Annotated in this window: 18 protein-coding genes; 12 read left to right on the top strand and 6 right to left on the bottom strand. The window is 52.7% G+C overall.

The features are described from left to right. The first annotated feature begins 64 nt into the window (after window positions 1-64). Together trkA and ACVA53_RS15825 are read left to right on the top strand one after the other, a co-directional pair. A complete protein-coding gene (trkA, locus tag ACVA53_RS15830; RefSeq protein WP_255042843.1) occupies window positions 65-1,441 on the top strand; it encodes a Trk system potassium transporter TrkA in 1,377 nt (458 codons plus the stop codon). A gap of 8 nt (window positions 1,442-1,449) precedes the next feature. Continuing rightward, window positions 1,450-2,895 carry a TrkH family potassium uptake protein gene (locus ACVA53_RS15825; RefSeq protein ID WP_446505599.1) on the top strand — a complete coding sequence of 482 codons (1,446 nt, stop codon included), beginning with the start codon at window positions 1,450-1,452 and terminating at the stop codon, window positions 2,893-2,895. A gap of 94 nt (window positions 2,896-2,989) precedes the next feature. On the opposite strand, the gene trhA is transcribed toward ACVA53_RS15825, so the two are convergent. From trhA to ACVA53_RS15805, 4 genes are all read right to left on the bottom strand, one after another. After that, the gene (gene trhA / locus ACVA53_RS15820) at window positions 2,990-3,649 is read right to left on the bottom strand and encodes a PAQR family membrane homeostasis protein TrhA (protein ID WP_255042841.1); all 660 of its coding nucleotides are present in this window, start codon (window positions 3,647-3,649) and stop codon (window positions 2,990-2,992) included. A gap of 135 nt (window positions 3,650-3,784) precedes the next feature. Further along, a complete protein-coding gene (locus tag ACVA53_RS15815; RefSeq protein WP_255042840.1) occupies window positions 3,785-4,573 on the bottom strand; it encodes a sporulation protein in 789 nt (262 codons plus the stop codon). A gap of 163 nt (window positions 4,574-4,736) precedes the next feature. Beyond that, a complete protein-coding gene (locus tag ACVA53_RS15810) occupies window positions 4,737-5,414 on the bottom strand; it encodes a FadR/GntR family transcriptional regulator (RefSeq protein WP_255042859.1) in 678 nt (225 codons plus the stop codon). A gap of 178 nt (window positions 5,415-5,592) precedes the next feature. Continuing rightward, the gene (locus ACVA53_RS15805) at window positions 5,593-5,760 is read right to left on the bottom strand and encodes a hypothetical protein (protein ID WP_446505598.1); all 168 of its coding nucleotides are present in this window, start codon (window positions 5,758-5,760) and stop codon (window positions 5,593-5,595) included. Between ACVA53_RS15805 and ACVA53_RS15800 the strand changes: the two genes are divergently transcribed. The 5 genes from ACVA53_RS15800 (at window position 5,759) to ACVA53_RS15780 (ending at window position 9,820) form a co-directional block, all read left to right on the top strand. Then, window positions 5,759-5,938 carry a hypothetical protein gene (locus ACVA53_RS15800; RefSeq protein WP_255042839.1) on the top strand — a complete coding sequence of 60 codons (180 nt, stop codon included), beginning with the start codon at window positions 5,759-5,761 and terminating at the stop codon, window positions 5,936-5,938. The genes ACVA53_RS15805 and ACVA53_RS15800 overlap by 2 nt on opposite strands. A 142-nt stretch (window positions 5,939-6,080) precedes the next feature. Further along, window positions 6,081-6,347 (top strand): YihD family protein, encoded by a 267-nt coding sequence (locus ACVA53_RS15795; RefSeq protein ID WP_255042838.1) that lies wholly within the window; start codon window positions 6,081-6,083, stop codon window positions 6,345-6,347. A gap of 271 nt (window positions 6,348-6,618) precedes the next feature. Next, window positions 6,619-8,043, top strand: coding sequence for a cytochrome c oxidase accessory protein CcoG (gene ccoG / locus ACVA53_RS15790; RefSeq protein ID WP_446505597.1), 1,425 nt, complete (start codon window positions 6,619-6,621; stop codon window positions 8,041-8,043). A gap of 109 nt (window positions 8,044-8,152) precedes the next feature. Then, window positions 8,153-9,145, top strand: coding sequence for a serine/threonine protein kinase (locus ACVA53_RS15785; RefSeq protein WP_446505596.1), 993 nt, complete (start codon window positions 8,153-8,155; stop codon window positions 9,143-9,145). 72 nt (window positions 9,146-9,217) lie between these two features. After that, window positions 9,218-9,820, top strand: coding sequence for a DsbA family protein (locus tag ACVA53_RS15780; RefSeq protein ID WP_255042835.1), 603 nt, complete (start codon window positions 9,218-9,220; stop codon window positions 9,818-9,820). A 101-nt stretch (window positions 9,821-9,921) separates the two neighbouring features. Here the strand turns inward: ACVA53_RS15780 and ACVA53_RS15775 are convergent, their stop codons facing one another. Beyond that, a complete protein-coding gene (locus ACVA53_RS15775; RefSeq protein ID WP_446505595.1) occupies window positions 9,922-11,451 on the bottom strand; it encodes a YifB family Mg chelatase-like AAA ATPase in 1,530 nt (509 codons plus the stop codon). 415 nt (window positions 11,452-11,866) lie between these two features. Here ACVA53_RS15775 and ilvG point away from each other — a divergent pair, with 415 nt between their 5' ends. The 5 genes from ilvG to ilvA all read left to right on the top strand — a co-directional run bounded on the left by ilvG (window position 11,867) and on the right by ilvA (window position 18,189). Beyond that, a complete protein-coding gene (gene ilvG, locus ACVA53_RS15770) occupies window positions 11,867-13,513 on the top strand; it encodes an acetolactate synthase 2 catalytic subunit (protein ID WP_255042834.1) in 1,647 nt (548 codons plus the stop codon). Further along, window positions 13,513-13,761, top strand: a complete 249-nt coding sequence (ilvM, locus tag ACVA53_RS15765; RefSeq protein WP_255042833.1) for an acetolactate synthase 2 small subunit — start codon at window positions 13,513-13,515, stop codon at window positions 13,759-13,761. Before ilvG ends, ilvM begins: the two co-directional genes overlap by 1 nt. 20 nt (window positions 13,762-13,781) lie before the next feature. Then, window positions 13,782-14,717 carry a branched-chain-amino-acid transaminase gene (gene ilvE, locus ACVA53_RS15760; RefSeq protein WP_255042832.1) on the top strand — a complete coding sequence of 312 codons (936 nt, stop codon included), beginning with the start codon at window positions 13,782-13,784 and terminating at the stop codon, window positions 14,715-14,717. A gap of 70 nt (window positions 14,718-14,787) precedes the next feature. Then, complete coding sequence (ilvD, locus tag ACVA53_RS15755; RefSeq protein WP_255042831.1) at window positions 14,788-16,629, top strand: dihydroxy-acid dehydratase; 1,842 nt, start codon at window positions 14,788-14,790, stop codon at window positions 16,627-16,629. 6 nt (window positions 16,630-16,635) lie between these two features. Beyond that, a complete protein-coding gene (gene ilvA / locus ACVA53_RS15750; protein WP_255042858.1) occupies window positions 16,636-18,189 on the top strand; it encodes a threonine ammonia-lyase, biosynthetic in 1,554 nt (517 codons plus the stop codon). Between the two features lie 61 nt (window positions 18,190-18,250). Here the strand turns inward: ilvA and ACVA53_RS15745 are convergent, their stop codons facing one another. Further along, a complete protein-coding gene (locus ACVA53_RS15745) occupies window positions 18,251-18,640 on the bottom strand; it encodes a helix-turn-helix transcriptional regulator (protein ID WP_255042830.1) in 390 nt (129 codons plus the stop codon). Between the last annotated feature and the right edge of the window lie 183 nt (window positions 18,641-18,823).

The raw sequence follows: 18,823 nt of genomic DNA, 5'->3' as shown, positions 1-18,823 counted from the left end.
TTCTGCATGACCCTTATCCCGAAGCGTAGTAACCTACAACGATTCTATTAATCAGGCATATGCTATGAAAATTATCATTCTCGGCGCCGGACAGGTCGGCGGCACCCTAGCCGAAAACTTGGTTGGCGAGAACAACGATATCACTATCGTCGATAAGGACCCTGAGCGCCTGCGCGAGCTGCAAGACAAATATGATCTGCGTGTCGTACAGGGCTTTGCCAGCCATCCCCGTACCCTGCGAGAAGCCGGGGCACAAGATGCCGACATGCTGGTTTCGGTAACCAACTCCGATGAAACCAACATGATCGCCTGCCAAATCGCCTTTACCTTGTTCAACACTCCGAACCGGGTGGCCCGTATCCGCTCGCCGGAGTACCTCAAGGAAAAAGACCAACTGTTCCAGTCCGATGCGGTACCGGTCGATCACCTGATCGCTCCGGAAGAACTGGTAACCGGCTATATCGAGCGCCTGATCGAATACCCGGGAGCATTGCAGGTGGTGGGATTTGCCGAGGACAAAGTCGGCCTGGTTGCCGTCAAGGCCTATTACGGAGGTCCACTCGTCGGCAACGCCTTATCAGCACTGCGTGAGCATATGCCGCACGTCGATACCCGGGTGGCCGCAATATTCCGCCAGGGCCGTCCCATCCGTCCACGCGGCACCACAATTATCGAAGCCGACGACGAAGTCTTCTTTGTCGCCGCCAGCAACCATATTCGCTCGGTGATGAGTGAACTCCAGCGCCTAGAGAAGCCGTACAAACGCCTGATGATTGTCGGTGGTGGTAATATCGGTGCCGGCCTGGCCCGTCGTTTGGAACAAAACTACAGTGTTAAACTGATCGAACGTAATCCAGAGCGGGCCGAAAACCTGTCCGAGATGCTGGAGAACACCATTGTCTTCTGTGGCGATGCCTCCGATCAGGAACTATTGAGCGAAGAGCACATCGAACAAATCGACGTGTTCATTGCCGTCACCAACGATGATGAAGCCAACATTATGTCGGCCATGCTGGCCAAGCGGATGGGCGCCAAGAAAGTCATGGTACTGATCCAGCGCGGGGCCTATGTCGACCTCGTCCAGGGCGGTACTATTGATATTGCTATTTCGCCACAGCAAGCGACAATCTCAGCCTTGCTAACCCATGTCCGCAAAGCCGATATCGTCAACGTCTCTTCGCTGCGCCGCGGGGCTGCCGAAGCTATCGAAGCGATTGCCCATGGTGACTCAAGCACCTCCAAGGTGGTTGGCAAGGCCGTTGGTGAGATCAAACTTCCTCCGGGCACCACCATTGGTGCAGTTGTCCGCGGTGAAGAAGTGCTTATTGCCCATGACCGCACGGTGATCGAACAAGATGATCACGTGGTGATGTTCCTGGTCGATAAGAAATATATCCCAGACGTCGAACGCCTGTTCCAACCTAGTCCGTTCTTCCTGTAGTCGCCAACATGGTCAACTTTCGTCCCATTCTGTTCGTGATCGGGCTGGTCTTATCCAAGATAGCCCTGTTCATGTATGTCCCGACCCTGGTGGCCTTCGCCACCGGGACTGAAGGATTTATCGACTTCGCCACCGCTGTCATCATCACTCATGTGGTGGCATTCCTATGCCTGACATTCGGCCGGACCAACGAATTCAAGCTTGGTGTGCGGGATATGTTCCTGATCACCACCTTAGTCTGGACCATTGCCAGCGCCTTTGCCGCCTTGCCGTTTGTCTTTATCAATCATATCAGCTTCACCGATGCCTACTTCGAGACCATGTCGGGGATCACCACCACAGGCTCGACCGTTCTCAGCGGGTTGGATGATATGGCACCGAGTATCTTACTCTGGCGTTCCACCTTACAGTGGTTGGGCGGGATCGGCTTTATCGTGATGGGGGTGGCTATCTTGCCGATGCTCAATGTCGGTGGTATGCGCCTGTTCCAAACCGAGTCTTCTGATTGGTCTGACAAAAGCTCGCCACGGACCAAGAGCGTGGCCAAGAATATCGTCAATGTCTATCTCAGCCTGACCGGACTTTGTTTCCTCGGTTACCTAGTGACAGGGATGAATACCTTCGACGCAATCAACCATGCCTTTACCACGCTGTCGACCGGTGGCTATTCAACCTCAGACGGCTCGATGAACCACTTCTCGAACAGTGCCCATTGGGTAGCGATTGTATTCATGTTTGCCGGTGGTTTGCCGTTCCTGCTATTTGTTCAGGCGCTGCGTAAACGCGAATCCCGCTCCTTGCTGAGCGATGCTCAGGTGAGGGGGTTTACCCTCTTGGTATTCAGCGCAGGTCTTGCCGTGGCACTGTGGCTTACCTGGCAATTAGATTACCGCTTCATTGACGCGTTTAGAGTCTCGTTATTCAACATCATATCGGTGGTAACCACTACCGGTTTTGGGCTGGATGACTTTACCGCCTGGGGGCCGTTCCCGACGATCGTGTTTGCCTTCATCATGCTGGTCGGAGGGTGCTCGGGTTCGACCGCCGGCGGGATCAAAATCTTCCGTTTCCAAGTCGCCTTTGCCCTGCTGCGCAAGCAGATGATGCAGTTGATCCACCCGTCAGGAGTGTTCATCCAGCGCTACAACGGCCGACCAGTTACCGATGGGATTGTCCGCTCAGTGGTGGCCTTCGCCCTGACGTTTGTCCTGACCATCGTGGTAGTCGCCGCGATTCTCAGCATGCTGGGACTTGATGCCATCACCAGTATTACCGGCGCCGTCACAGCTGTCGCCAATGTTGGCCCCGGAATGGGCAATGTGATCGGCCCGACTGGCAACTTTGCGACCTTGCCTGACTTGGCCAAGTGGACGTTGAGCTTGGGTATGCTGATGGGTAGGCTGGAAATCCTGACCGTCTTGGTGGTGTTCTTCCCTGCGTTCTGGCGCAACTAATCCAGCAGCAAAGGCACCATAAAGAAAAAAGAGAGCCGCTTTGGCTCTCTTTTTCATATATGAGTATGTTTTTAGTGCAGGAGACTGATACCAATTACACCGGTTTAACGTAGAAATAAATCGCCAGAAAATGGCAAACCGTTCCACCCAGTACAAACAAGTGCCAAATCGCGTGGTTATAAGGGATACGTTTATTGACATAGAACACCACCCCCACCGAATACACGATACCACCCGCCGCCAGCAAAACCAGACCACCGGTGGCTAGAGACATCGCCAACGGGTACACCGCAATTAACGACAACCACCCCATAGTTAGGTAAGTCGCCAGTGACAAGCGCTTGAAGCGATAGACAAAAGCAATTTTCAGCATAATACCTACCAGGGCTATCCCCCAAATCACTGCCATCAGGGTGATCGCCAGTGGCGTACGCAGGGAAATCAGGAGAAACGGGGTATAAGTTCCGGCAATCAGTAGATAAATGGCACAGTGATCAAAGGTCTTCAGTGCCCGCTTGGCCCGCTCAGACGGGATCGCGTGATAGAGGGTTGATGCCAGATAGAGCAAAATCATACTGGCACCATAAATACTCAAGCTGGTAATGCTCAGCGCATCAGCACCGGCACTAACGGCCTGAATCAGTAACAAAACCAAACCAATGATCCCAAACACCATGCCAAGACCGTGGCTGATGCTGTTTGCCACTTCCTCCGTGACCGAATACTCCGAGCCGGTCGCCAACTGCTCTGCCATTGCTGTCGTCCTCAATATAGAGTTTATGCTCAATAGATCAGCAGTATGGCACATTTGGCTTACAGGTGTAAGCTGAAACAGCTATTTTTCATCAATCGCTCTTATTACGGGAGCGAGACAGCAACTTACACCGAGTTAGGTGGCTTGATCTAAAAAGGCCAATACCCGCTCACCCGCCTGCTGCGGATGTAAGCAGGCCGGAATTTCACAATAACGCTTGAGCTCGCCACGGCCAAGCAAGCCTGACAACAGGCCGTTAAAACCACGCTGGCGACGGTCGATTTCAAACCACATCTGCAAACCCGATTCATCACGGTAGACCACCACTTCCAGCTCACGCCAGCGGCCATGATAAGGCCCGGACACCGGCACGAATTCAAACTCCTGGACAAACGGCAGGGCAAACCCTTTGGCCGCCTCACATTCGACTTGGCGGATCCGAAGCCCGGCTAGCTCCAGCGCCGAAAAAACGCCGTCCAACAGCGGGTCGGGTCTAACTGTCAGCAAATCTTTATCTTTGGCATCAAAGGCCAACGGCATATCGAGGTGGGTCTCGAGCCAAACATGGGAGTCACCGATGGTGATAGGGGTATTGAAGGGCAGCGGCAAACTCACATTGAAGTAGCGCTCTTCATTGGCGCCAATAACGAACGAGTAGGGCAGTGACCATTCGGCCAAGCGACAGGTTTGGGTGATCTTTTCCTTGCGGTGCTGGCTATCTCCCCGGCTGGTCTCCACTTCCTCTTCGTAGCGGCAACACAAAAACAGGTAAATATTATCGATGTGCTGCTCCACCTTTCCGCCATGCACCAGCACATCGACCGCCAAGGGATCACCCGGGATCAACACACCCTGCGGCAGCACAGTATCGACCCGAGCCGAACCAATGCCAAGGCTGGCCAAGCTTTTGCGGAATAATGACATCAGAGCATCTCCTTTGCTGCATGCATATAACCTTTATCATCATATGCACCCTATGAATATGAAATGATACTTATATTGCAGTGAACACCCTGTTGTCGCAAGAGCAGACTTAGCGATCTGGTGCACAAACAAAAAAACGAAGCCTTTGCTTCGTTTTCCTGGTTTAGCGCAGCAGTTCGATAGTAGCCTGTCTGGCTGCTTCCGGATCGCGGGTCATAATGCCGTCGACCACTTGCTGATGCAATTCAAGCTTGAGCAGCTTCTCGCGGGTGATCACCCTGAAATAGCTCTCGAACACCGCTTTGAACAAAATACCGAATGGACTGATAAAGTGATTACCTGAGGCAAAGTAAATCAACTGGTGATAACGGGTATCGACTTCGACCCAGCGGTCTTGGTCAAACTTTTCGCCCAAGGCGTGCATCTCTGCCATCAGGCTACATAACTCTTCGCGATCAGCTTCATTGGCATTGACAGCTGTCAGGGCGGCAGCCTCAGGCTCAAGCGATATCCTTACCCGTTGGAACTCAGAGACTAAATCACTTTGCTGTTCGAAGTTAAGCCAAGCCAGCAGGTCTTGATCCAGATAATTCCAGTTTCTCTTCGGCAATACCCGGGTACCAATACGAGGGCGGGGTAGTACCATCCCTTTGGCCGCCAGCATTTTGATGGCTTCACGGATAGCGGTCCGGCTGACACCATACATTTCGCCCAGTTCCACTTCACCCGGTAGGATTTCTCCCGGTGCGGTTTCCCCACGCAAGATCTGTTGCCCGATAGACTCTGCCAGTTTATAGGACAAGTTACGGCTGGTAACCCGTCGCTGCTGATCGTGATCCATTAACTCCCTCCAGAGGCTGTAGTTATTGTCCTGACCGTGCTTGCCAGACAGGCTCTTATTGCCAGCAATGGCTGCATTAGACCACAAAGTGAAACCAGATAAACGGCTTATCTTCACAGATGACGAGACGGGTAACATTTCGCTTGTAAGGCCCGGTAAAAAACAAGGGGTAAGCACCTTAACGGCGGTCAAATAACACTCGACTTAATGATAGGTTGTTGCTATTCTCGCCGCGAAAATTAAACACCATTTTATTTCCGCACAGGAACGGCCCTGCCAACAGTAAAGATGCTGAAATAATGTATTCAACCCGGCCACGGAAGCGCCTGACCAATAGGTAAAACATGCGCACAGCCTCGTTTGTCAGGTACAACACACCTCGCAGCCCATCTCGTCTGCGTAGTACCTCGCACGCCCCAACACTAAAAAGCAAAACAACCAAAGCCGCAGTTCAGTCCCTACCGGTGATCCCAGCCCCTCATCAGGCCGACATCACCAGCAGCGACAGTGAAAAAGCAGCGTAGTAACACTTAGCATTCAGGGCAGCCTTCGGGCTGCCCTTTTATTTATATCCGCCTATTTGTATCCATCCGTGCTTTGTTATAACGTTACCCCACTAAAAATAATAACCATATAGTTAACCAGCCTTTACTAAGCGGAGTTGTTATGAAGACCCATCGCGTCAATGAAATGATCGAGCTCATCCACCCAGAATGGCTCAAAGAACCAGAAATGAACTTAGTTGAGTTCTTGCTGAAACTGGCACAAGAAGCCAAATTCGAAGGCAAACTGGAAGATCTGACTGACGATACCCTTATCTATCACCTGAAGATGCGCAACAGCGAGAAGCAGGAAATGATCCCAGGCATCGCCAAGGATTGCGAAGACGACTTCAAGACCGCTATCTTGCGTGCTCGCGGCATCCTCAAATGATCTCAGTGCTGGGCTGCTCAGGCCCAGCATTTTCGTCTTCTTTGCGACTAAGTCTTCCCTTCTTTATATTAGCCACTTCATCCCCGTGACCTCACACTCTGCGGCATCCGTTGCCTAAATTATGACCTCGCTAGAGTATTCATGCTCTCGGCTGGGATATACTTTGCCGGTAACATTTATTTACCAATTCCAACTTTACGATTACAACGTACTGGCCGGCAACGTACTGGCCGCGCGCTGCCTGTGAGGCAGCATCCAAGGAAGTAATGTCATGACCCAAGAGAAAATAAAGATTAAGGATGTCACCCCGCCCACGGTTAATCCCAAGACCCACAAAGGGGGAGCGGATCGCTTCAATCCCGGCAACCGGATATATGTCCGGGCCGCCAAAGGGATTTACCAACAGCTGCGCCGTCGAATGGGCTGGCTGCTGATGCTGCTATTTATGGGACTACCGTGGATCCCCTACGGCGACCGCCAGGCGATCTTGCTCGATATCGGCCAGCAGCAATTCCACTTTTTCGGTACCACCCTTTGGCCCCAGGATCTGACCCTGCTGGCTACCCTGTTTATGATTGCCGCTTTTGCCCTGTTTTTTATCACTACCTTTCTTGGACGAGTATGGTGCGGCTACTTCTGTCCCCAGACCGTTTGGACATTCATCTATATCTGGTGCGAAGAAAAACTCGAGGGACCAGCTAACAAGCGCCGCAAGCAAGACAGCATGAAACCCACCGCCAAGCTCATTGGCCGTAAAATCCTCAAGCATATTGCTTGGCTGGCCGTTGCCCTTGCGACCGGCCTAACCTTTGTTGGCTACTTCCTACCCGTCAAATCCTTGGTGATTGACTTCTTTACCTTCGATACCAGCTTCTGGGCTGGCTTCTGGGTACTATTCTTTACTGGCTGTACCTATGCCAACGCTGGCTGGATGCGATCGATAGTCTGTATCCACATGTGCCCCTACGCCCGCTTCCAGTCAGCAATGTTCGATAAGGACACCTATATCGTTGGTTATGATGTTGCACGGGGTGAAGCACGTGGCCCCAGGCCACGCAAGAAAGATCCCAAAACGCTCGGCCTCGGTGACTGTATCGACTGCAACCTCTGCGTGCAGGTCTGCCCGACGGGGATCGATATCCGCGACGGCCTGCAATATGAGTGCATCAACTGCGGCGCCTGTGTCGACGCCTGTGATGAGACCATGACGCGAATGGGCTATGACAAACGCCTGATCAGTTATACCACCGAGCATAAGCTAGAAGGGCATAGCACCCATGTTATGCGGCCCAAGCTGCTCGGCTATGGCGGTGTGATGGTGGCGATGGTCGGCCTGTTCTTCTATCTATTCGCGTCCGTTCAACCTATGGGGCTGGATGTGCTCCGCGACCGCAGCCAGCTATTCCGGATCAACAACGAAGGCTTGGTGGAAAACACCTATACCCTAAAAATCCTCAACAAAACCCAACAAGATACCCGCTATACCCTCGCGGTCAGCGGTATCGAAGAGATTGAGTGGTACGGTCCACAGCAAGTCAGTGTTACCGCCGGAGAGATCTTTACCTTGCCAGTGAGCCTGGGAGTGGACCCATACCTGCTACAAGGTAATATTGCCGATATCATCTTTACCCTCACGCGGGAAGGTGACGGACACCAAGTCCAGACCGAAAGCCGCTTTATCGGTGAACTTCGCTAGCTCGGTACCCACCTAGCCAGTGCAAAATAATGTAAAGGGGGGCCACCAAAGGCCCTTTCTTATTATGGTGTTATAATTGCGTACAATCTGTACCTAGTGGAAAGTCACGATGACACAACAACACGGCTTCAACTTTGCCGACCTGAACCCAGACTTATTGCTTGATGCCCTTGACAGCATTGGCATCCGTGCTGAATCCGGCCTGCTTCCGCTCAACAGCTATGAGAACCGGGTTTACCAGTTTGTCGCCGAAGACGGTGCCCGCTATGTCACCAAGTTCTATCGCCCTCAGCGCTGGACCAACGAGCAAATCGATGAGGAGCACCAGTTCACACTGGAGCTGGCCGAACAGGAGATCCCCGTTGCTGCACCGATCAAGATTGATGGCCGCACACTGCATCCATTTCATCAGAACCACCGTTTAGCCTTATTTCCAAGCATGGGTGGACGCCAGTTTGAAGTCGACAACTTTGACCAGTTGGAGTGGGTCGGTCGTTTCCTTGGCCGGATCCACCAGGTTGGCCAGCGTACGGCCTTTCAACACCGCCCAACTATCGGCCTTGATGAGTACCTCTATCTGCCTCGTCAGGTTCTCGAGCAATCTGCGATGATCCCCGATCACCTCAAGCACGCTTTCTTCTCCGATCTCGATACCCTGATCCGCGAACTCGAGCAGCAATGGCATACTGACTGGACGTCAATCCGTCTCCATGGTGACTGCCACCCCGGTAATATCCTCTGGCGTGACGGCCCACTGTTCGTCGACTTGGACGATGCCCGCAATGGCCCGGCAGTCCAGGATTTGTGGATGCTGCTCAACGGCGATCGCCACGACCAACTGGCCCAGTTGGATACTATTCTGGAAGCCTATTGTGAGTTTGCCGATTTTGATCAAAAACAGTTGCAACTGATCGAGCCTTTGCGCGGTCTTAGAATGGTACATTACATGGCATGGTTGGCACGACGCTGGGAAGATCCCGCTTTCCCACACGCCTTCCCGTGGTTTGCCGATGCCAAGTACTGGGAAGGGCAAGTGCTGGCATTCAAGGAGCAGCTGGCCGCCCTCAATGAGCCGCCATTGCAACTGATGCCACAATGGTAATAATACTAATCACAATATAAGAGAAATAACCGCGTTATTTCAGATCTTTGATTTAAGGGAGTAATTTGATTCATGTTTAAGAAAATCCTAGCTTTTGCCAGCGTGGCACTGCTGTCGCTATCCGTACAGGCAGCCAAGTTTACTGAAGGGGAATATTACAAGGTATTGGAACTGCCAAAATCCAGCAGCCCAGTGGTCACCGAGTTCTTCTCATTCTACTGCCCACACTGTAATAGCTTCGAGCCGATCATCCAGCAGCTGAAGCAAAACCTGCCGGATAATGCCAAGCTGCAGAAGAACCACGTATCGTTCATGGGCGGTAACATGGGTAAATCAATGAGCAAGGCCTATGCGACCTCAGTGGTGCTTGGTGTCGAAGATAAAATCACACCAGTGCTGTTTGCCCGCGTCCATGACATGCAAAAGCCACCACGCAACGATGATGAACTACGCCAAATATTCATTGATGAAGGGGTTAGCGCAGAAGACTTTGACGGTGCTTTCAACAGCTTTGCAGTGAATTCGATGGTCAACCGCTTCAACAAGGCCTTCCAGGACAGCGGCCTGACTGGCGTTCCTGCCATCATCGTCAACAACAAGTACCTGGTTGAGGCTGGCAAGGTCAAATCCGTTGACGAGTACTTCGAGTTGGTGAACTACCTACTTACCAAGTAAGCCTGCTCAACAATACGCGATAGAAGACAAAAAGGCCTACGGGCCTTTTTTGCTTTCTATACCTGTTTTCACACTCTCCTTATCTCTCCCCCACTATCACGCTACACAGCCTGTGCCGTCAACTGGCGCAATAACCTGTCCATCGCTCGGTAGCCCAATGCTTCGGCAAGATGCCTACGCTCAATGGCCTCACACCCAGCGAGATCGGCGATAGTCCTCGCCACTTTGATGATCCGGTGATAGGCACGAATAGATAACCCGAGCTGGTGTAAGGCCGTTTCGAGAAACTCAGCATCTTGCTTGCCGAGCTTACAGAAGGTATCCAGTTCGCGCGTTCCCAGCAAAGCATTGACCCGGCCACTGCGTTCAACCATGACCTCTCTGGCGGTCCATACCCGCTCGCGGATCACCGTACTGGGCTCGCCCCGATCGCCACCATCGGCCAAGGTCCCTCTTGGCAAAGCCGGGATCTCAATCGACATATCAAAGCGGTCCAGCAACGGACCTGACAACCGACTAAGATAGCGCAGTATGGCCTGGGGATTGGTGCGCGACTGGTTACCTTCATAAAAACCGGTCGGGCTTGGATTCATGGCTCCGATCAACTGAAACCGGGCCGGGAAGGTGGTCTTACTGGTGGCACGGGAAATCACGATTTCTCCGGATTCCAATGGCTCACGCAGCGAGTCCAGCGCCTTGCGCTCAAACTCCGGCATCTCATCAAGGAATAAGATTCCGTTGTGGGCTAGGGATATTTCACCGGGGCGAGGCACCGAACCGCCACCGACCAAGGCCGCCATCGAACTGGAATGATGGGGAGTGCGAAAGGGCCGTCGGCGCCAGTTACCTTCATGGATATGCTGTTGAGTTAGCGAGGCCACCGCCGCCGTTTCCATCGCCTCCTCGATAGACATCGCTGGCAGCAAATCACACAACCTCGAGGCCAGCATCGTTTTCCCGGTTCCGGGCGGACCAAGAAATAACAGGTTATGGCCACCTGCTGCCGCAATCTCCAGTGCTCGCTTGCCCTGTTGCTGGCCGATGATATCTTGCATATCTCGCTCTGGTGCCACCCTATCTTCCACACCGAGGGTTGCTGACTGCGCCAGAGCAAGCTCACCCTGCCCATGCAAATGGCCACAGACCGCCAACAAGCTCGGTGCCGATTTATGGCACTCTTTGCCAACCAACGCGACCTGATCACCATTGCCATCGGGCACCACCAAGCAACGCTTGGCCTGCCCGGCAGCTAAGGCTGCGGGTAGGGCCCCTTTGATCGGGCGCAACTCACCGGATAGCGCCAACTCTCCTAAAAATTCAACGTTATGAAGCTTATTGGCCGGTATTTGCTCCGAAGCGGCAAGGATCCCAAGTGCGATAGGCAAATCGAACCGGCCACCTTCCTTGGGTAAATCGGCTGGTGCCAAGTTAACCGTAATACGCCGGGACGGAAACTCGAACCCGGCATTAACAATGGCACTGCGCACCCTGTCCTTGGCTTCCTTAACACTGGTTTCCGGCAGGCCAACTAATGTTAAGGCTGGCATACCATTACTGATATGCACCTCAACGGTGACGGCAGGGGCCTGTACCCCTACGCAGGCACGGCTGTGAATAATGGCAAGGTTCATCTGTAGTCATCCTGCTGTTATTTCAAACAAAAAAGTTAAATATTTTCACTGAATACGTTTCATCAATAGCCTATTTATGCAGTCTAATTGAAAATTAATTTTAAATTTTTTCTTGTCATGCGAGCGATGTCTGTGTTACCACTAGGTCAACACAACGTCTAAACATAAAAACCGGACAGACAGTCAATGCAATTTATGGCCAACGCCCTCCAACTCATTATCAACGTCATCGTGGTGCTTATTTCACTACGAGGGGGACAGGCAGGCGTAAATTAGCTGACAAGCACAACAAACGCAGAAAAGCCCCCTAAGCCAACAGGCCAGGGGGCTTTTTTTTGGACTATCTAATGAAATATGCCGATTAAACCAACAACCAATCAGCATATCGCAGGCAAGGAAACAGGGGAGAGCAGCGATGACGGGAGCAGAGTTAGTCGTAACGGCGCTGCAGAAGCAGGGGATCAAAACGATATTTGGCTATCCGGGTGGTGCCATCATGCCCATTTATGATGCCCTCTATGACGGTGGCGTCGAGCACATTTTGTGCCGCCACGAACAAGGCGCAGCCATGGCCGCTATCGGTATGGCCAGATCAACACAGGACGTGGCAGTATGCATGGCCACGTCAGGCCCCGGCGCCACCAACCTGATGACAGGACTGGCCGATGCCTTCCTCGACTCTGTGCCGATTGTCGCCATCACAGGGCAAGTTGCCAGCTCGCACATCGGCACCGACGCCTTCCAGGAGATGGATGTGATCGGCATGTCGCTAGCCTGTGCCAAGCACAGCTACCTGGTGACTGATATAGACGATCTAATCCCCACCTTGGCCGAGGCATTCGAAGTCGCCAAAGCCGGCCGTCCTGGCCCGGTGGTGGTCGATATCGCCAAAGATGTCCAACTCGCCCAGGCACCTGATGGGGATTTGACACCGATCACCCCACCAGCACTGCCAGTAGCTACCACCGAGCAGGTAGCCACTGCCCAGCAGCTACTGTCTGAAAGCCAGCGCCCGGTGCTTTACGTGGGTGGCGGTGTCCAGTTAGCCAAAGCCACCAACACCGTGCGCACTTTCCTTACCATGAACCCGATGCCGTCGGTCAGCACCCTCAAAGGACTGGGCACCATTGAACGCCACGACCCGCACTACTTAGGTATGCTGGGGATGCACGGCACCAAAACCGCCAATTTGGTGGTTCAGGAGTGTGACCTGCTGATTGTCGTCGGTGCCCGCTTCGATGACCGAGTCACCGGCAAACTGGATACCTTCGCCCCTCACGCCAAGGTGATCCATATCGACATCGATGCTGCCGAGTTCAACAAATTACGCCATGCCCACGCCCCGCTGCGCGGAGATATTAATGTCATCCTGCCGCAGCTGGAGCTAAGCCAAAACATCAATGATTGGGCTGATTATACCGCCAGCCTGCGTCAGCAAAACAAGTGGCGCTATGATCATCCGGGCGACTTAATCTATGCCCCACTGCTAATGAAACAACTGTCTGACATGATGCCTGACAGCGCCATGATCTCAACCGACGTTGGCCAACACCAAATGTGGGCAGCCCAGCATATGCAGCCCCGCGAACCGCAGAATTACATCACCTCAGCCGGTCTCGGCACCATGGGCTTCGGCCTGCCGGCAGCAATGGGCGCCAAAGTCGCCCGTCCGGATGACGAATCCATTCTGATCACCGGTGACGGCTCGTTCATGATGAACATCCAGGAATTGGGTACCCTCAAACGACGCCAGATCCCGGTCAAGATGGTCCTTATCAACAATCAGCGTCTGGGTATGGTGCGCCAATGGCAGTCCCTGTTCTTCGATGGCCGCCACAGCGAAACCATCCTCGATGACAACCCTGATTTTGTGATGCTGGCCAAGGCCTTCGATATCCCGGGTAAAACCATCACCCGTAAAGAAGATGTGGAGCCGGCCCTGAAAGAGATGCTGGCAAGCAAGACGGCTTATTTACTCCATGTATTGATCTCTGAAGAAGACAATGTATGGCCCCTCGTACCACCTGGCGCAGCGAATCAAGATATGCTGGAGAATACTTAATGGACAGATATTTACTCGACATCAAAGCGGATGATAAGCCAGTATTACTAGAACGTATCTTGCGGGTGATCCGTCACCGTGGTTTTGTGATAAAACAAGTGAATGCAACTCAAAACCACGAAAGCAAAATCGCCAGTATCGAAATCCTTGTCGACAGCGACCGCCCAATAACGACGCTGATCGATCAAATCGAGAAACTTTGGGATATTCGTACCGTAGAAACCACACTCGTAGCTAACCGAGATTAGATTTTAAGGAAGGAACAAACATGGCCAACACAGCGGATTTTATTTGGTTCAACGGTGAAATGATGCCTTGGGGCGATGCCAAGGTACATGTGCTAACGCATGCCATGCACTACGGTACCTCGGTCTTCGAAGGTATTCGCTGCTACAACACCCCGAAAGGTCCAGCGATCTTCCGTCACAAAGAGCATATGGATCGTCTGAAGAACTCAGCCAAAATATACCGCTTCCCGATCCCATACAGCGCCGATGAGCTAATGGAAGTATGCCGTGAAACATTGCGAGTGAATAAGCTCGATTCCGCTTATATCCGCCCGCTCGCCTATGTGGGTAATGTTGGCCTGGGTGTCTGCCCACCAGTGGATACTGAAATGGACGTCATGGTTGCCGCTTTCCCTTGGGGCTCTTACCTCGGCGAAGAGGCGTTAGAAAATGGGGTCGATGCAATGATTTCGAGTTGGAACCGTGCTGCACCGAATACTATCCCAACCGCGGCAAAAGCTGGTGGTAACTACCTGTCTTCCCTACTTGTGGGTGGTGAAGCCCGTCGCCATGGTTATGCCGAAGGGATCGCGCTAAGTGTTGACGGCTACCTGTCTGAAGGGGCAGGTGAGAACCTGTTCGTGATCCGTAACGGCATCTTGTCGACACCACCAGCAACCAGTGCCATCTTACCGGGTATCACCCGCGATACCATCATGATCCTAGCCAAAGAACATGGCTATGAAGTCCGCGAAGAGAACATTGCCCGCGAAGCCCTGTACCTGGCCGATGAAATTTTCATGACCGGTACCGCAGCCGAAATCGTCCCGGTCCGCAGCGTCGATCAGATCACTGTCGGTGAAGGCAAGCGCGGCCCGGTGACCAAGGTACTGCAGGAAGCCTACTTCGGCCTGTTCAATGGTACCACCGAAGACAAGTGGGGTTGGCTTGACTACGTTTACCCTACCAATAAGTAAACACTGACTTAGCGGCCGGTGACCAAACCACACCCACCGGCCATGCAATACAGCAAAAGGATTTTTCGTTATGCCCAAGTACCGTTCCGCCACCACCACCCACGGCCGCAATATGGCTGGTGCCCGTGCCCTATGGCGCGCCACCGGCGTAAAAGATGAAGATTTCGGCAAGCCGATTATTGCGGTGGTGAACTCGTTCACCCAATTTGTTCCGGGTCACGTCCATCTTAAGGATCTGGGCCAGTTAGTCGCGAAGGAAATTGAAGCGGCGGGCGGTATCGCCAAAGAATTTAACACCATTGCCGTTGATGATGGTATCGCTATGGGCCACGGCGGGATGCTGTACTCATTGCCATCGCGTGAGCTGATCGCCGACTCAGTTGAATACATGGTCAACGCCCACTGTGCCGATGCCATGGTATGTATCTCGAACTGCGATAAAATCACCCCCGGGATGCTGATGGCCTCACTGCGCCTCAATATTCCGGTAATTTTTGTTTCCGGCGGTCCAATGGAAGCCGGTAAGACTAAACTGTCGGATCAGATCCTCAAGCTTGATCTGGTTGACGCAATGATCCAGGGTGCCGATCCAAATGTTTCCGACGAACAGAGCGAGCAGATCGAACGCTCCGCCTGTCCGACCTGTGGTTCATGCTCGGGTATGTTCACTGCCAACTCGATGAACTGTCTGACCGAAGCTCTAGGGCTGAGCCAACCAGGTAACGGCTCGATGTTGGCCACCCACGCCGATCGTGAACAATTGTTTATCAATGCCGGTAAACGCGTGGTTGAGCTAACCAAGCGATACTACGAACAAGATGATGAAAGCGCCTTGCCTCGCAACATTGCAACCAAGCAAGCATTCGAAAACGCCATGGCCCTTGATATTGCCATGGGCGGCTCGACCAATACCGTACTCCACCTGCTGGCTGCCGCGCAGGAAGGTGAAATTGACTTCACCATGGAAGACATCGACCGCATGTCACGCCGCGTACCACACTTATGTAAAGTGGCACCATCAACCCAGAAATACCACATGGAAGATGTCCACCGTGCGGGTGGGGTATACAGCATTCTTGCCGAGCTCGATCGCGCCAATTTGTTCCACAATGATTGCTACAACATCCTGGGTGAGCAATTCTCGGAAAGCTTCAAACACTACGATATCGTCCAGACCCAGTCAGAAGAAGTGAAGTCCTTCTTCCGTGCTGGACCTGCAGGGATCCGTACTACCCAGGCTTTCTCGCAAGACTGCCGCTGGGACAGCCTGGATGACGACCGCGAAAATGGCTGTATCCGCAACAAAGAACATGCCTTTAGCCAAGACGGTGGCCTGGCCGTGCTTTCCGGCAACATGGCACTCGACGGCTGTATCGTGAAAACCGCTGGCGTTGATGAGAGCTGCCTAACCTTTACCGGTCCGGCAATTGTCTTCGAAAGCCAGGAAACGGCAGTAGAGGGCATCTTAGCCGGCAAAGTGAAAGCCGGCGATGTCGTCGTTATTCGCTACGAAGGACCGAAAGGCGGCCCGGGCATGCAAGAAATGCTTTACCCAACCACTTACCTCAAATCAATGGGGCTGGGCAAAGAGTGTGCCCTGATCACCGACGGACGTTTCTCCGGCGGTACCAGCGGCTTGTCGATCGGCCACGTATCACCGGAAGCGGCCAGCGGCGGCACCATAGGCTTGATTGAAAATGGCGATACCATTGCCATTGATATCCCGAACCGCAGTATCGACCTACAGGTTGATGAGGCAACACTAGCCAGTCGCCGTGCGCAAACAGAGCGACGAGGCTGGAAGCCACTAGACCGCCAGCGCGAAGTCTCGTTTGCCCTGCGTGCCTACGCCAACCTCGCCACCAGTGCCGACCAAGGGGCTGTGCGTGATAAATCGAAACTAGAAGGATAAAACATGATGAGCGAAGTAACCCTGGCCAAGGATGTAGAGCTGTTAAGCGGAGCCGATTACCTTCGCGATATTCTCCGAGCACCTGTGTATGAGGTGGCACAAGTCACCCCATTACAAACGATGGATCGTCTGGCAGCACGGATTGGCAACCACGTACAACTTAAGCGAGAAGACCGCCAACCGGTCCACTCGTTCAAGCTGCGTGGTGCCTATAACATGATGTCCCAACTTACCGAAACCCAGCGTCAGGCTGGGGTGATTGCCGCTTCAGCAGGTAATCATGCCCAGGGGCTTGCCATGTCAGGCAAGCACCTCGGAGTATCGGCAACGATTGTCATGCCACGTACCACCCCGGATATCAAAGTCGATGCTGTGCGTAGCTTTGGTGGGAAAGTGGTTCTACATGGTGGTAACTTTGACGAAGCCAAAGCCCATGCAGAAACCTTAGCCAAGCAACACGGCTATACCTTCATCCCGCCTTTCGATCACCCCGCTGTGATCGCCGGTCAAGGCACTATTGGTGTTGAGCTTGTGCAACAAAATGGTCATCTCGACTATATCTTTGTTCCTGTTGGTGGCGGGGGAATTGCAGCAGGTGTCGCAGTACTTATCAAACAGCTGATGCCACAAATCAAAGTGATCGGGGTCGAAGCTGAAGATTCTGCCTGCCTACGTGCAGCACTCGATGCCGGAGAGCCGGTAACCCTAGATCAAGTCGGCATGTTTGCCGATGGTGTTGCGGTAAAACGCATCGGAGAAGAGACCTTTCGTCTGTGCCAGCAGTACCTCGATGACTCCATCACCGTCAGCAGCGATGAAATCTGCTCGGCGGTTAAAGATATTTTCGAAGATACCCGGGCGATCGCTGAACCTTCAGGTGCCCTGTCTCTGGCCGGACTGAAGAAGTTTGCTGATCGCCACCAGCTCAAAGACAAACAGCTTGCCGCGGTACTATCGGGCGCAAACCTCAACTTCCACGGCTTGCGTTATGTGTCTGAGCGTTGTGAGCTGGGCGAAAAACGTGAAGGGTTATTAGCCGTTACTATCCCTGAGCGGCCTGGAGCGTTTCTTGATTTCTGCCATATCCTTGGCGGCCGTGCCGTCACCGAATTCAACTACCGTTACAACAACGACAGCTTGGCCAATGTGTTTGTCGGGGTAAGATTGCTCCAAGGGCAAGAAGAGCTCGATAACATCATTGCTGACTTGCGCAAGGGCGGATACCCGGTAGTCGATTTATCCGATGACGAAATGGCCAAAGTCCATGTCCGCTATATGATTGGCGGCCGGCCTTCCAAGCCATTGAAGGAGCGGCTGTACAGTTTTGAGTTTCCGGAGTATCCCGGTGCTCTGCTCAAGTTCCTCAATACCTTAGGCACTCACTGGAATATCAGCCTGTTCAACTACCGTAACCATGGTGCAGATTATGGCAGGGTGCTGTGTGGATTTGAGCTGGAAGAGCAAGATTTATTGTCCTTTACCAGCCACCTGCGTGAGCTCGGTTACAGTTGGAAAGACGAAACAGACAATCCGGCTTACCAGTTTTTCCTCGCTCAGTAACTACTAAGCTTGCTGGTAACAATCGAAAACTGAAGCAAACCACTATCACACACAAGGCAGCCTACTGGGCTGCTTTGATTTCCCGACCTCCATTCACACCTAAGTATTCAACCATGACTTTGAGCTGATTAATGTGGCCGATAAGCAACTTACTACGCAATGGTTCTGCAAGTTGCTCATACAAAGCAGTCAGTTGCAGCAGTTCAGATTTTAGTTGCTCATGCTGCATCTCCGGACGCTGAATATCAAATACAAACCACCCGAGCGGTTGATCGGTCAGTTCAGCAATCCTCACCAAGGTGGAAATCCTTGGCTCTGTTTTTCCCGACTCGAGATCCAGATAAGTTTGTCTGGCAACATCCAGATGTTTGGCCATCGCAACCTGAGAGATCCCCCTCCACTCCCGCGCATCCTTGATTCTTTGTGCAATCCACGATTTTTCCTGTTCCATAGCGTCCCCATGTATACCCCCCATCTACAGAGCATACTCTGAGCAGCTGGGAGGAATATCTCACTTCCTTAATGAGTATAATGTCATTCATATGACAATTATTCATTAAGAACAATGATTTACACATCAGGCAAATTTATAAACTGTGAGCCCCTCCCTTTGTTGACCAGCTATTAAGGCACA

The sequence above is a fragment of the Photobacterium sp. DNB23_23_1 genome (genome assembly GCF_052873815.1).
Note: the sequence above shows the minus strand (reverse complement) of the source record. Positions and strands in the feature narration are given on the sequence as shown.